Source organism: Mycobacterium sp. NGS40 (genome assembly GCF_059812735.1).
Map to the genome: position 1 here is coordinate 278,744 of NZ_JCALDG010000008.1, position 12,980 is coordinate 291,723.

At 68.1% G+C, this 12,980-nt stretch carries 16 protein-coding genes; 2 read left to right on the forward strand and 14 right to left on the reverse strand.

The features are described 5' to 3' along the window. Positions 1–50: 50 nt before the first annotated feature. Both AC5Y5O_RS15145 and AC5Y5O_RS15150 read left to right on the forward strand, forming a co-directional pair. The gene (locus AC5Y5O_RS15145; RefSeq protein ID WP_096286152.1) at positions 51–605 is read left to right on the forward strand and encodes an alpha/beta hydrolase; all 555 of its coding nucleotides are present in this window, start codon (positions 51–53) and stop codon (positions 603–605) included. A gap of 80 nt (positions 606–685) precedes the next feature. Beyond that, complete coding sequence (locus tag AC5Y5O_RS15150) at positions 686–1,417, forward strand: gamma-glutamyl-gamma-aminobutyrate hydrolase family protein (protein ID WP_096286154.1); 732 nt, start codon at positions 686–688, stop codon at positions 1,415–1,417. On the opposite strand, the gene AC5Y5O_RS15155 is transcribed toward AC5Y5O_RS15150, so the two are convergent. The 14 genes from AC5Y5O_RS15155 to AC5Y5O_RS15220 all read right to left on the reverse strand — a co-directional run. Beyond that, positions 1,414–2,340 (reverse strand): PPE domain-containing protein, encoded by a 927-nt coding sequence (locus tag AC5Y5O_RS15155; RefSeq protein WP_096286156.1) that lies wholly within the window; start codon positions 2,338–2,340, stop codon positions 1,414–1,416. The two genes, AC5Y5O_RS15150 and AC5Y5O_RS15155, sit on opposite strands and share 4 nt — an antisense overlap. A 139-nt stretch (positions 2,341–2,479) precedes the next feature. Beyond that, positions 2,480–2,686 carry a hypothetical protein gene (locus tag AC5Y5O_RS15160; RefSeq protein WP_165796333.1) on the reverse strand — a complete coding sequence of 69 codons (207 nt, stop codon included), beginning with the start codon at positions 2,684–2,686 and terminating at the stop codon, positions 2,480–2,482. Positions 2,687–3,010: 324 nt separating this feature from the next. Continuing rightward, a complete protein-coding gene (locus AC5Y5O_RS15165; RefSeq protein WP_500025656.1) occupies positions 3,011–4,156 on the reverse strand; it encodes an alkaline phosphatase family protein in 1,146 nt (381 codons plus the stop codon). Positions 4,157–4,174: 18 nt separating this feature from the next. Next, positions 4,175–4,906, reverse strand: coding sequence for a DUF6390 family protein (locus AC5Y5O_RS15170; RefSeq protein WP_279304389.1), 732 nt, complete (start codon positions 4,904–4,906; stop codon positions 4,175–4,177). Continuing rightward, entirely contained in the window at positions 4,903–6,033 is a 1,131-nt protein-coding gene (gene hypD, locus AC5Y5O_RS15175) for a hydrogenase formation protein HypD (protein ID WP_096286164.1), read from the reverse strand. Before hypD ends, AC5Y5O_RS15170 begins: the two co-directional genes overlap by 4 nt. A 13-nt stretch (positions 6,034–6,046) precedes the next feature. Then, positions 6,047–6,319, reverse strand: coding sequence for a HypC/HybG/HupF family hydrogenase formation chaperone (locus tag AC5Y5O_RS15180; RefSeq protein ID WP_096286166.1), 273 nt, complete (start codon positions 6,317–6,319; stop codon positions 6,047–6,049). Between the two features lie 19 nt (positions 6,320–6,338). Then, positions 6,339–7,439, reverse strand: coding sequence for a hydrogenase expression/formation protein HypE (gene hypE / locus AC5Y5O_RS15185; RefSeq protein WP_500025657.1), 1,101 nt, complete (start codon positions 7,437–7,439; stop codon positions 6,339–6,341). Continuing rightward, positions 7,436–8,104, reverse strand: coding sequence for a D-sedoheptulose-7-phosphate isomerase (locus AC5Y5O_RS15190; RefSeq protein WP_500025658.1), 669 nt, complete (start codon positions 8,102–8,104; stop codon positions 7,436–7,438). Before AC5Y5O_RS15190 ends, hypE begins: the two co-directional genes overlap by 4 nt. Continuing rightward, the gene (locus AC5Y5O_RS15195) at positions 8,101–8,829 is read right to left on the reverse strand and encodes a HypC/HybG/HupF family hydrogenase formation chaperone (protein WP_096286172.1); all 729 of its coding nucleotides are present in this window, start codon (positions 8,827–8,829) and stop codon (positions 8,101–8,103) included. Before AC5Y5O_RS15195 ends, AC5Y5O_RS15190 begins: the two co-directional genes overlap by 4 nt. Then, complete coding sequence (gene hypF / locus AC5Y5O_RS15200; protein WP_500025659.1) at positions 8,826–11,162, reverse strand: carbamoyltransferase HypF; 2,337 nt, start codon at positions 11,160–11,162, stop codon at positions 8,826–8,828. Before hypF ends, AC5Y5O_RS15195 begins: the two co-directional genes overlap by 4 nt. A 1-nt stretch (position 11,163) precedes the next feature. Continuing rightward, entirely contained in the window at positions 11,164–11,412 is a 249-nt protein-coding gene (locus AC5Y5O_RS15205; protein WP_096286174.1) for a HypC/HybG/HupF family hydrogenase formation chaperone, read from the reverse strand. Position 11,413: 1 nt separating this feature from the next. After that, positions 11,414–11,911: a hydrogenase maturation protease gene (locus tag AC5Y5O_RS15210; RefSeq protein ID WP_096286176.1), complete on the reverse strand. Its 498-nt coding sequence runs from the start codon at positions 11,909–11,911 to the stop codon at positions 11,414–11,416. Positions 11,912–11,928: 17 nt separating this feature from the next. Then, positions 11,929–12,048, reverse strand: a complete 120-nt coding sequence (locus AC5Y5O_RS15215) for a DUF6893 family small protein (RefSeq protein WP_096286178.1) — start codon at positions 12,046–12,048, stop codon at positions 11,929–11,931. Beyond that, a partial coding sequence (locus tag AC5Y5O_RS15220; RefSeq protein ID WP_500025660.1) for a hypothetical protein occupies positions 12,036–12,980 on the reverse strand: 945 nt, incomplete at its 5' end. The genes AC5Y5O_RS15215 and AC5Y5O_RS15220, both read right to left, overlap by 13 nt.

Consider the following 12,980-nt stretch of genomic DNA (forward strand, 5'->3'; position numbering starts at 1 on the left):
GAAACCTCGCGCGGTGCCAATATTGGCTGTAGCGTGCGTAAGTGCCCTCGATGATGACCACGCTCGACGGGTTTCCCGTCCCGGTGGGCGTGTCCGGTCCGGAGAAGGGTGTCGTCGTCGTCATCCTCTGCGATGAACAGCGAGAGTTAGCCGCATATGACGCGGTCTGTGAGCGCCTCCACACCGCGTCGCTGCGCACCATCGTCATCGGCCTCGACCCGCGGTTGACCCCGAAGTCGGTGATCGGCATCCTCGACGGCCTGGGTATCGGCTGGGCCGTCGTGGTGGGAGACCGCGCCGGCGGCGACATCGCCTGGGAGCTCGCGGCGACCAAGTTGGGCCGGTTCGTCGGGCTGGTCGTCGTGGATCGCGGGCATCCGTGCGTGGCCGACGTCAACGGCGTGGTCCGCGACGAGCACTGTCCTCCGGTCGAGATCGGCACCACGGTGCTGGTCAGTACGCCGGGCGGACGGACGGTCGCCCGCAACAGCCAGCGGTTCGTGTACGCCGACTACCGCAGCGTGGACATGCTCGGACGGCGCAACGCCCAGGAGTCGACTGCCCAATTGGCGGCCGAGATCGTCTTGCGTACCAGCACCTGGTAGGACTGTCCGGCCGGCATACGTTTGGCGACAGCGTGGTCGCGTAGTCAAGGAAAGGACGCCGCGGCGTGAACGCCTCTGGAATGCGTCGGCCGGTCATCGGCCTGACCAGCTATCTCGAGCAAGTGCAGTCCGACGGCTGGGACATCCCGGCGGGATATCTGGGCGCCAACTACTTCGAGGGCGTCATCAAGGCGGGCGGCATCGCGGTGCTGCTGCCGCCCCAGCCGGCGGATCCCGGGGTCGCCGAGAGCGTGCTCGACCACCTCGACGGGCTGATCGTCACCGGGGGATACGACGTCGACCCGGCCGCCTATGGCCAGCAACCGCATCCGAAGACCGACGCGCCCCGCACGGTCCGCGACCAGTTTGAGTTCGCGCTGTTGCGGGCCGCACTGGACCGCGGCCTTCCGGTGCTGGGCATCTGCCGCGGCACGCAGATGCTCAATGTCGCATTCGGTGGAACCCTGCATCAGCATCTGCCCGACGTGCTCGGCCACCGCGGGCATCACGCGGGCTATGGGCGCTTCACCAAGTTGCCGGTCACCACGGTTGCCGGGACCAGGCTCGCCGAGCTACTCGGCGAGTCCGCCTACGCCTGGTGCTACCACCACCAGGCCGTCGACAAGGTCGGTGACGGCCTGATCGTCAGTGCCTGGGACGCTGACGGCGTCGTCGAGGGGCTGGAGGTACCCGGGGACAACTTCGTGGTCTCCGTGCAGTGGCATCCCGAGCAGTTCCTCGAGGATCTGCGGCTGTTTACGGCGATCGTCGACGCCGCGAGCTCCTACGCGTCCGGCACGAGGGTCGCCTAACGGGTCTGTGGCCATTGCGGCGGTTCACCGTTGTTGACCAAATGCATTGGTTCGTAACCCCACTCGCGTTGCGGGGGTGGCGTCTGGGCCAGCCAGCCTTGCGGCACGGTCAGCATCCCGACCGATGCCGCGCGCCCGAAGTCCGCCGCCCGAGCGCGGATCGGTAACCCGGACAACAACGTCGCCGCTCTTTGCAGTGCCGCGTTCTTGTTCCGCGAATTCAGGTGGTTGATCGCGAAGTCCGACGGCGCACACAGTGAGCCAAGGTTCGACAGCGACGCGGTCACCGGCGAGAGGAACGTGTCGAAAACCGTCGAGGGCTTTCCGGACGACGTAGCCAGTGCATCGAGAGCGTCGGGTATCGCCGAGATCACCTGGCGGCCAGCCGAGATGACGACCGGCGCGTGCGGCGTGCGGCTGTCCTGGTCGGGATCCACACCGGCCAGTGGCGGCGACGCGAACGGCGTCACCGCCGCGGCGTCGGCGCAGGCCTGCGCGTAGGTGTGCATCGCGTCGACGTCCTGGGCCCACATCTGGTCGTAGTCGCTCTCGGCGTCCGCGATGGCCGCACTTGCCTGGCCCAGACAGTTCGTCTCGGCCAGCCACGTCCACAGCATGCGGTTGGCCTGGACTGCCGCAGGGGCCACCGTCGCCGCCAGCGCCAACTCGTAGGCATTCGCGGCCGAGGTAGCCCGGGCGGCCGTCTGCTCGGCTTGTGCCGCAACGTCGTTCAGCCATTGGGCGTGGGTGGTCATCACGGGCTCCGCGGTCGACGAATTATATTGTGCCGCAGCGTTATATAGGCGATCAGCGAGCACGCTCCATGCCGTGGCGGCATCCGTCATCGATCGTGAGCCGGGGCCCGAATGCAGCAGCCCCGAGTTGATTTCGGGCGGTAGAGTTGCGAAATCCATTGCAAACATGGACGTTCCCTTCAAGACATAGATGCGAAAAAGAACGCCGCCACGGACGCTCGCGTTTCGCTCCTGCGGAAGTTGTAATAGGCCTCACAACGCATCTCACGGTCGAAAGTGAGGCGGGCCACAGCCTGGTGCTGTCCGCTCAGCGGCGAGCAACGCAGAGCAGCGCCAATATCTCCTGCTTGTCGCATTCGGGTGCGGGGGTGCCGGCGGACACGCCGCCGATGCGAAAACCGGTGCCGGGAAAAGAAACCGGCAGCACGGACAGTAACGAGTGCGCCGATATGCGCGTCCAGACGTCCGGGCGGTCGTGCGTCATCCACATGCTGTGGAACGGTTTCTTGTTCACCGGGGACGCATCCCATGAACTGGCCTGTTGCAGGTGGATCGCCGCGAAGAATGCGCTATCGGATTGCGGATGACCGGAATTCGGTGTCGAGTGCGACCACGCCGCGGGCTCGGGCAGGGTGGCCGCCGAAAATTGGGACCGCAACGCAGAACCGGCGATGAGGCTGGCAAACAGACTCAGCGCCGCGATAACGGCGATGGCCGCCTGCCGCCGCCGAGTGTGACTTGCGCACCGGACGTTCACAGTGGCCCGACTGTACAGGACGAAGCTGGTCGTCGGCGGTCGCCAGCTGTGAGGTGGATCGGAGTCTGTTGTGCATTTCGCTCATAGGGCGAAAACGATGAGCGGTATCGCCATTTCGACCGCGGTGGCCCCGCCGTGAAACCCGATGAGGCGGGCCGCCTCGGCAGGCTCGCGCTTGGTGGCCAGCACCGCGGTGTCGCCGGTGCAGATCACAACGACGTCGCCGATGCGCGCCAGATGCCCCGGATCGACCGGCCCGAACATCCCGGTGGCCACCGCCTGGTCGCGACTGTAAACCTGGGCCCGGCCGTCCAGCAGCGCGCTCCAGGTGGCCTGCACATCGACCGCGGCGCCCGGCTCGGTGTGCAGGTAGCGCACCCGCGGTTCACCCGCGACCACCCGGATGCCCGCACTCAGCCGGGCGTCGGTGTCCATGTCGACGCGGGCCTGCGGCGGCACGTTGAGGCCGCCGTGATCGGCGGTCACCAGCAGCGCGGCGTTGGCCGGCAGGGCATCGACCAGGCGTGTCAGCAGCGCGTCGACCCCTGCGGCCGCGTCATGCCACTGCGGCGATCCGATGCCGAACACGTGCGCGGCGGTGTCCAGTTCGGCGGTGTAGCCGTAGACCAGGCCGGGTGCCGCGCGCAGCTCGTCGATGACCAGCTGGGCGTAGTCGTCGCCGGGGTTGCTGGGCCGAAAGTCGGCGCCGCGATACGCCGAATCCGTCAGTCCGCTGCCCACGAACAACGCCGGCAGCACCGCCCGCGCGGCGACCCCGCATCGGTGCAGCCGCTCGAACCAGGTGGGCAACGGCTGCCACTGCGCCGGCGGCGGGGCCCAGGGTGAATCCGAGCGCCAGTAGATGTGGGTCAGCACCCGCTCGGTGCCCGGGACGTTGAGGGTGAAGCCGAGGATGCCGTGTTCGCCGGGCTGCGCGCCGGTGCCCAGCGACACCAGGCTGCTCGGCGTGGTCGACGGGAAGGTGCACGTGAGTTGGGTCATCCGCCCCGCCCCGCCGGCCAGCACCGAGGCCAGCAGCGGCGCGCTGCCCGCCAACTCCGGTAGCAGGTGCCAGCCCAGTCCGTCCACCAGCACGACGGCGATTCGATCAACCTGCCCGGCAACCGATTCGGTGACCGCCAACCGGTCGACGGCATCCGGCACGCCGAGCAGTGCGGCCGCCGCCGGCAGCACATCGCACAGGGAGCCGGGCGTGGGAGCAGACATGGCCCCAGTCTGGCACGGCTAAACGTGGGCCAGCCGTTGACTGGTCACCCGCAGTTGCCGGTCCGTGCTCTGCGCCAGCGCGCGCTGCTGCTGCGGGTCCAGCCGGCCACACAGCCGGCCCCAGTGCACCGCGACCTCGTCACCGACGGCCACGTCGGGCACCGCGCTGTACCCGTCGGCCCAGATGTCGAGCAATCGCAGCGACGGCTCGCCCAGTGTGAGCGCCCGCCCATCGTAGATCAGCCGCCGGCAGCTCACCTCGACGTCGTCACCGGTTCGGGAAACGACTGTGCCCCAGGTGATTCGGCAGTTGTCCAACACACCTAGCGGATGTTCGTCCATGCCGCGGCCGAGAAATCGTGTCCACGGGTACACGCCGAACACATGGAAGCAGTGGTTGCCGGCCGCTTCGCGCGACAGCTCCGGTGTCAGGTGTGACCAGTAGCGCCCGGCCTGCGGGCCGATGATCGCCAGCAACGCGTCGTAGAAGTCCCGCGCATCGATGCCGGCGCCGATTCCGCCGCCGAGCCAATACGATTCGACCAGGCGGTGATCCAGCGGATCGGCGATACCCGCCAGCGCGGCCAGCACCCGCAGATACGGCCAGGCCCCGGAGAACTTCGACGCCGCGGCGCGCACATCGGCTACCGAGCCGGCACGCAGCGTGGCGCCCAGCGGTGGCCCGCAGTAGCCCAGTGCGTTGGGTGCATACGCGTAGCGGGCGAACATCTCGACGCCCCTCTGATTCAAGACCGCGCCACCAATTTGACGGCGTCACGGTGCATGCGGCCGAAGTTGTAATAGGCCGCGCAGGCCCCCTCGGGCGACACCATGCACGTTCCGATCGGCGTCTCCGGCGTGCACGCCGTGCCGAAAACCTTGCACTCCCAAGGCTTCAGCACACCCTTGAGCACCTCGCCGCATTGACAAGCCTTCGGGTCGGCGACCCGCACACCGGGCATCGCGAACCGCAGCTCGGCGTCGAACTCCGCGAAGTCGTCGTGCAGCCGCAGTGCGCTTTGCGAAATGAAGCCCAGCCCTCGCCATTCGAAATGCGGGCGTAGCGCGAACACCGCGCCCAGCAGCGCCAGCGCGGCCGGGTTGCCGTGCTCGGGCACCACCCGCTTGTACTGGTTCTCCACCTCGCAGCGGCCCTCGCGGATCTGACGCAGCAGCATCGCGACCGCGGCCAGGATGTCCAGGGGCTCGAATCCAGCCACCACCAACGGCTTTCGATACACATCGGGGACGAATCGATACGGCCGGTTGCCGACCACCGTCGACACGTGACCGGGACCGATGAATCCCGACAGCCGCAGATCCGGCGATTCCAGGATCGCCTTGATCGGCGGCACGATCGTGACGTGGTTGCAGAACACGGAGAAGTTCGGCAGCCCCAGCTCGCGTGCCCGCACCAGTGTGACCGCGGTGGACGGCGCGGTGGTTTCAAAGCCGATCGCGAAGAACACGACGTGGCGGTCCGGGTTGTCCATCGCGACCTTGCACGCGTCCAGCGGTGAATAGACGAAACGCACGTCGGCGCCCCGGGCCTTGGCGTCCAACAGGCTTCCGTTCGAACCGGGCACCCGCATCATGTCGCCGAAGCAGGTGAAGATCACATCGGGCTGACCGGCCAGCCACATCGCGTCGTCGATGCGGCCCATCGGGATCACGCAGACCGGACAGCCCGGGCCGTGCACCAATTCGACGTTGTCGGGCAACAGATGCTCGATGCCGTGCCGATAGATGGTGTGGGTGTGCCCGCCGCACACCTCCATGAACTTGAACTGCTCAGCACCGCTGCCGGCCAGGTGCTCGATCGCGCCCAGCAGCTTGCGGGCCGCGGCCGGATCGCGGAATTCGTCAACGAATTTCATTGCCGTCCCCCTTTCAGACGATGGCCGACGAGTCGAAGGCTTCCATTTCGGTGGTGTAGGCCTCGCCGAGCTTTTTGATCGCGGCCAAGGTGAGCAGCGCCTCGGTTTCGTCGATCTTGGCCATCGCGAACCCGACGTGGACCAGCACCCACTCGTCGGGCTCGGGCATGTCGTCCTCCAGCAGGCGCACGCTGATGTTGCGCTGCACGCCGCTGACGTCGACCTTCGCTAAATAGTTTGCGGGGTCGGTGATTTCAACGATCCGGCCCGGAATTCCGAGGCACATGTCAGCGAGCTCCTTTTCGTCAGCAGATTCTTGGTAACGGATCCCCGACGAGCATGTCGACGATGCGGGTCCCGCCGAATCCGGTGCGCAGTACCACGGCGTCCGCGGGTTCGGTGACGATTTCCCCGACCTGCGCCGCCTGCGTGCCGAGCGGGTGCGACCGCAACGCGGCCAGGCCGGCTTCGGCCTCCTGCGGCGCGACGACGGCGACGAACTTGCCCTCGTTGGCGACATAGAGCGGATCGATGCCGAGCAACTCGCACGCGCCATTGACGTGTGCCTGCAACGGGAGTCGCTGCTCGTCGAGCACCACCCCGAGACCGCAGGCCTGGGCCAGTTCGTTGCATACCGTGCCGACGCCGCCGCGGGTGGCGTCGCGCAGCCAGCGAGTGGCGGGTGCCGCGGCCATCAGCAATTCGACCAGCGGGCTGACGCAGGCGGTGTCGGAGGCGATGTCGGCCTCGATGGCCAGGTCGCCGCGGGCCAGCATGACGGCCATGCCGTGGTCGCCCATCGACCCGGACAGCAGCAGTTTGTCGCCGACGCGCACCGAATCCGCCGACAGGGTGCGCCCGGCCGGGATGACGCCGGCCCCCGCGGTGGTGATGAACAGCCCGTCGGCCGCGCCTCTGGGCACCACCTTGGTGTCGCCGGTGACGATCTGCACACCGGCCTTGGCGGCGGCCGCGGCCATATCGGCGGCGATCTCTTTCAACTCGGCGATCGCAAAGCCCTCTTCGAGCACGAACGCCGCCGATATCCAGGCCGGCACGGCACCGGTCATCGCCAGGTCATTGCAGGTGCCATTGACGGCGAGCTCACCGACGGAGCCGCCTGGAAAACGCCTGGGCTGCACCACAAACGAGTCGGTGGACATCGCCAGTCGCTCGCCGCCGGGCAACGTGAGCACCGCGCCGTCGCCGAGTGACTCCAGCGCCGGGTTGCGAAACGCCTCCATGAACACCGCGTCGAGCAGTGCCGCCGACGCTTTGCCGCCGGCGCCATGCGCCAGCGTCACGTGGTCGTCGAGTAACCGGGGGCGGCGCCGGCGGAACGACTCGATCCGCTCGATCACCTCACCCTCGGCGAAGCGCGGTCCCGACGAAAGATACTTGTTCATGCGGCCCCCACACCTTGGTCGCCGGACCGTTCGTGAACAGCTAGCCACAGTTGATAGCCCAGCAGCGCTTGAGATTCCTGGATCCGGTGCACACTTTGTGATCGAACGACGAAGCAGGCGTTCACATTTGGATTGTTCACGAAGGCACCGCCGTCGTAACCGGCGAAACCGATGGTGTACAGGCCGCGTTGGTGCGCCTCGGCCAGCGCGGTGAGCAGATTCGGCGAGTTGCCGCTGGTCGACATCGCGACGGCGATGTCACCGGCGTTGGCGCGGGCGATCAGCTGACGGGCGAATACCAGCTCGAACCCGACATCGTTGCCCAGCGCGGTCACGATGGCCTGGTCGGCGGTCAACGACCAGGCCGGCAGCGACGTGCCGATCGGCGGCCGGGCGAACAAGGTGGCAAGGGTCGTGGAATCGGTGCAGCTGCCGCCGTTTCCGAAGGTGAACATCCGCCCGCCCGCGGCGAACCGGCGTGCCGTCTCGGTGGCGGCCACCTGCAGCAGCTCGGCGTTGGCGTCCAGCGTGGCGCGCCGCAAGGCCAGGCTTTCGGCCGCTTTCGCCCGCGCCGACGCGGCCAGGTCGGCGAGCAGCGAGGTGGGGTCGTCCTCCTGCGCGTCGATGAACGGATAGAGAAAGTTGGTGGGTTCGTCGCGGCTCATCGCGTGTCCTCGATTCGGCTGATCGCGGTGCCGGCATGCACGAGCACCAGATCGCCGGTGGCAACGGGACCCACGAGCGTGGTCACGACGTTCTCGACGCCGCGTGCGGTGCGCACGGTGGCCGTCTCGTCGGCGGCGGCGGCCCTCACCTCGCCCAGGCGGCCCTCGTCGCCGCACGTCACGCAGACGTCTTCGGCGCATTCGGGTTTGAGCAGTCCGGCGTGCTCGAAGCAGACGTGTGTGAGCTCCCACAGCAGGTGATAGAACAACACGAAGCCACCGGTCGCGGGCACCCGCGGATCCGGATCGTCCAGCCACAGCACGTGATCGGCCATCCCCGCCTGCGGTCGTTCGCCGCTGCCGATCCACAGCGTGGTGGCACCCCATGCGGGGCCGCGTCGCATCACCGAGCACACGTCCGCGTCCCGCGCACCGGAGACCGCGATCACGATGTCGCCGGGGCGCACCGAAACCCGCACCAAATCAACCAGATCGGGCCCGGTGAGTGCGACAGCGGGCAATGCTCGTTTCCCCACGATCACCGGATGGACGAACTCGACCGCGATGTGCAGCGCATGCGGCTCCCAGGACGGGGCGATGGACCACATGGTGGCACCGGCGGCGAACCGCTTGGCCAGCGTGAAGGCCGCGGCGGCCAGGTCAGTGGCCAGATCCGAGGCCAGTTCGGCGCCGAGCCCGCGGTCGATCGCCGTGAACGTCGTCATGACATCTCCTCGAGTGCGGTGAGCATCGAGATCGCGGCCTGGCCCAACGCCAGCCCGCCGTCGTTGGGCGGAACGGTGTGATGGGTCAGCACCTCAAAACCATTGTGCTGCAGCAGCTCACGACAAGCGCGCAAGAGCAGCACATTCTGGAAAACACCGCCGGTCAGGCCCACCAGCCGGATCGGGCCGGCCACCTGCGCGACCACCTTGGCGACCGCGACCGCGATGGCCCGGTGAAACGCGGCCGCCAGCAGCGCCGCCGATGTGCCCGCGTAGAGCGCCGACACCATGGTCTGCACGCAGGTGGCCGGGTCGATCACCCCGTCGGCCCGCACGGTCAGCGGCAGCGCGGGACCGGGGCCCGCGGCGCGCTCGGCCAGCGCCTCCAGCTCGATGGCGGCCTGGCCTTCGTAGTCGATACGGTGCCGCACCCCCAACAGCGAGGCGATCGCGTCGAACAATCGGCCCATGCTGGAACACCGCACACATCCGGTGCTGCTCTCCAATTGCGAACGGGTGAGCCGCAATTCCTCCGCCGAAGCCGCGGCGACCGGCGCCAGTTGCGGGGTCCAGTCGATGCCGGCCATCCACAACTGGGACAGCGCGATGCGCCACGGGTTGCGAACGGCGGCGTCGCCGCCCGGCAGCGGCACCGGCAACAGATGGCCGGCCCGCACGAAGCGGTGGCTGTCGCGACCGAGGACAAGGATCTCCCCGCCCCAGATCGTGTCGTCACAACCGTACCCGGTGCCGTCGAAGGCGACGCCGACCACGGGTTCACCGAGGCGGCCGTGTTCGGCCAGCAGCGAGACCACATGCGCGTGATGGTGCTGGACGAGATCCAGAGGTCGATCACCGGCGCGACGCTCGGCCCAGCTGCGGGTGTGATACCCCGGGTGTAAGTCGGCAGCCAATCGGGCTGGTTCACAATGGAGTTCGCTGAGTTGATGCACCGCACGCTCGAACGCCCGCAGCGTCTCCCAGCTGGCCATGTCGCCGATGTGGCCGGACAGGTAGGCGTGCGAACCGTCGGCGAGGCAGAACGTGTTCTTCAGCTCGCCGCCCACCGCGAGCACCGCCGGGCCGTGGCGGCCCAGATCGATCGGCAGTGGGGCAAAACCGCGCGACCGTCGGATCGGGAGCTCCCTACCGTCGACCACGCGCACCACCGAGTCGTCACACGGCACGTGGATGGGCCGGTCGTGGTCGAGGATCGCGTCGCAGAGTCCCGGGAGCCGGGACACGACATCGTCGTCGGTGAAGCAGATGGGTTCCTCGGTCCGGTTGGCGCTGGTGAACACCAGCGCATCGGGTGCGGAAGTCAGCAGCAGATGGTGGACGGGGGAGTACGGCAGCATCAGCCCCAGCAGCGGGCTGCCGGGGGCAACGGCCGCAGCGACCGGCGCGTCCGGGCGGCGCCGCAACAACACGATCGGGCGCGCGGGACTCGACAGCACTGCGGCCTCGTCGTCGTCGATCTCGGCGTAGCGGCGCGCGACATCCACGTCGCGGACCAGCATGGCGAACGGCTTGGCGCCGCGGGCTTTTCGTGCCCGCAATGCCCCGACGGCCGTTTCGTCGTCGACGGCACAGGCCAGGTGGTAGCCGCCGATGCCCTTGATGGCGACCACCGCGCCCGCCGTCAGCGCCCGTTGGGCGGCCGCCAGCGCCGCATCCGACCCCGTGACCCGCCCGTCCTGCGCGCACATCCACAGCGAGGGACCGCATTCGGGGCAGGCGATCGGCTGGGCGTGGAACCGGCGATTCGCGGGATCGTGGTATTCGGCCGCACATCGCGCGCACATCGGAAACGCGGCCATCGTGGTGGCTGGGCGGTCGTACGGTAATTCGCGGATGATGGTGAACCGCGGTCCACAGTTGGTGCACGTGACGAACGGGTGGCGGTAGCGCCGATCGTGGGGGTCGAACAGTTCGGCGACACAGTCGTCGCACACCGCGATGTCGGGCGGAATCGGGGTGGTGGCACCGGTGATCGTCCGACTCGCCACGATCCGGAACTCGTGCCCGCAACTGGTATCCGCGGTCAGGTCCGCCACGCCGACGGCGGCGATGCGGGCCAGCGGCGGGGCCTGGTCACGTAGCCGGTGACCGAACTCCGCCACGCGTGCCGGCTCGCCCTGCACCTCGAGAAATACCGCGCCGGAGTCGTTTCCGACGAAGCCGGCCAGGCCGAGCTCGCCGGCGATCCGGTGCACGAACGGCCGGAAGCCGACCCCTTGAACGACACCGGTCACAGTGAAGCGCCGCCGCACCTGCGGGTGGGAGACGTCGGACCGAAGCAGCGGGGGCCCCGACAAGGAGAAGCCGGTCATCTCAACCGCCCTCCGGGCCGCCGCGGCCCATCAGTTCCAGACCGGCCATCGCCTGCTCGGCGCCGGCGCGATCGGTCTTCTCGACCACGAAGCCCATGTGGATGATCACCCAGTCGCCGCGCTCGAATGTCTCTTCGGGCAGCATGCCGACGTTGACCTTGCGCTGCTCGCCGGTGACCTCGACCAGCGCCAGCTGGCCCTCGTAACCGTCCAGCATCCTGATCACCTGACCGGGAATCCCCAAACACATCTCAGCACTCCTCGCGCACCGCGCAGGCCGTCGGGGTCTGCAGCGCGGCGACGATCTCCTCGATCGCATGAACGGCCCGCGGAACGGCTTTGGCGACCGGTTCGGTGAGACCGATGCCCTCTTCGACGCAGCCGGCCTCACACCCGACCACCACCGTGTACGGCGGATTGCCGCCGAGCGCGCGCAGGCTGGCGAACACCGCGGCCGGGTCCATGCTGTGGCCATCGAAACCGACTGTGGTGCAAGTGGAGTCATGGTCAGCCTGGAACACGTGCAGGGTTCCCGGGTGGCCGCGGCTGGGTACCGCATCGACGAGGACCAGCGTGTCCCAGTCCTCGAGCAGGTCATACGCGAGGTGCATGCCCGCGATGCCGTAGTCGGTCACGCGGACACTGTGATTGTGGTGTGGCAGCGCGGCGTTGCGGACTACTTCGGAACCGAATCCGTCGTCGCCCAGGAAGATGTTGCCGATCCCGGCCACCAGGATGCGCGCGGTCATGGCCGTCTCCGACGCGGCTACATCCGCCTCAACTTCAGGTAGCGGCGGGCGTCGGGCAGCGACACCACCCCCAGTACTACCGCGATCCCGACCACCAGCGCGATGACAGCGATGAATACCCAACCTACGACTTCCATGTCGAACTCCTTTCCCGGGTGTTGGTTTCTGTTTGCAGAGGCTCGACTTCGTCGGGGGAGAAGTACAGGTAGCGGCCGTACCAGTCGTGCAGTTCGGCGGCCGGGTCGTCCTCGACCACGACGCCGACATGCTTGTTGCCCTCGACGTCCTCGTGCACCGACGTGACACGGGCGGTCTTGCCGGCGACGAAGATGTCCTGGGCGTCGGCGTTGCGTCGCGGTCGCAACCGAACCCGGTTGCCCCGCGCGACCCGGATACCGTTCACCAGCACCGCGTCGATCTCGGGGCGAACGGCGTTGTCGGCCAGCGGATCCCACCAGTGGATGCCGTCGGGAATCTCTGGGACCAGGCCCGCGGGGGTGTCGAGCCGGTGTGGATCGCGCAGCACGCCGTGCAGGCGCGTCATCGCGTCGGGCGACATCGTGTCGCACGCCTCGATGATCCGTGCGGCCCGCGGATCCGTGGCCCGGGCCTGCGCCTTCTCGTCGTCGGTCATCGTCATCACGCGCAGAGTCAAGATCTCGTCGATCTCGGTGCAGTCATACAGCGCGGTATTGCTCTGCTCGGCGACCTCGGGGTGGTCGTAGAGGATGATCGGCGAGATCAGCAGGACGTCGTGGCTGCCGGGCGGACCGGCCAGCACGGGGAAGCAGCGGTGCTGGCTGCACCGCGACGCTGCCTCGGTCGCCGCCCGTGGTGGCTCGAGCAACGAGACGAAGCGGCCACCGACGACCTCGACGATCAGGTGGCTGCCGATCATGGACCGCGCGATCGCGTCGTCCTTGTCCACCGCGGCATCGCCGATATTGTTCAGCCGCACCGAGACTCGGCGCATCGCGCCGTCGGGTTGGCTGCTGACGGTCAGTTCGCCGCGGATCTGCTTGCGTTCGCGAACCAGGCGGCCGCCTTCGACACGCTCGATGTCGGTCGC